This is a genomic window from Streptomyces sp. NRRL WC-3618 (assembly GCF_001280005.1).
Taxonomy (GTDB): domain Bacteria; phylum Actinomycetota; class Actinomycetes; order Streptomycetales; family Streptomycetaceae; genus Streptomyces.
Genome location: NZ_LGDW01000290.1, coordinates 1 through 485, shown reverse-complemented (window position 1 = coordinate 485; position 485 = coordinate 1). Strand labels below are relative to the sequence as shown.

1 protein-coding gene is annotated in these 485 nt (G+C 62.9%); it reads left to right on the top strand.

Going from position 1 to position 485, the window contains the following annotated elements:
• A partial coding sequence (locus tag ADL01_RS23060; protein ID WP_199834908.1) for a cbb3-type cytochrome c oxidase subunit I occupies window positions 1–485 on the top strand: 485 nt, incomplete at both ends.

The following is a 485-nucleotide window of genomic DNA, read 5'->3' as shown; positions in this document are numbered from 1 at the left end:
CTGGATCGGCACCATGTGGAAGGGGTCCTTGTCGTTCGAGACCCCGATGCTGTGGGCCACCGGCTTCCTGGTCACCTTCACCTTCGGTGGGCTGACCGGCGTGATGCTGGCCTCGCCGCCGATCGACTTCCACGTGTCCGACACGTACTTCGTCGTCGCCCACTTCCACTACGTCGTCTTCGGCACGGTCGTGTTCGCGATGTTCTCCGGCTTCCACTTCTGGTGGCCGAAGTTCACCGGCAAGATGCTCGACGAGCGCCTCGGCAAGATCACGTTCTGGACGCTGTTCATCGGCTTCCACGGCACGTTCCTCGTCCAGCACTGGCTGGGCCCGAACGGCATGGTGCGCCGTATCCCCGACTACCTCGCGGTCGAAGGGCTCACCACGCTGAACACGATCTCGACGATCAGCTCGTTCCTGCTGGGCCTGTCCGTGCTCCCGTTCCTCTACAACGTGTGGAAGACCGCGAAGTACGGCAAGAAGG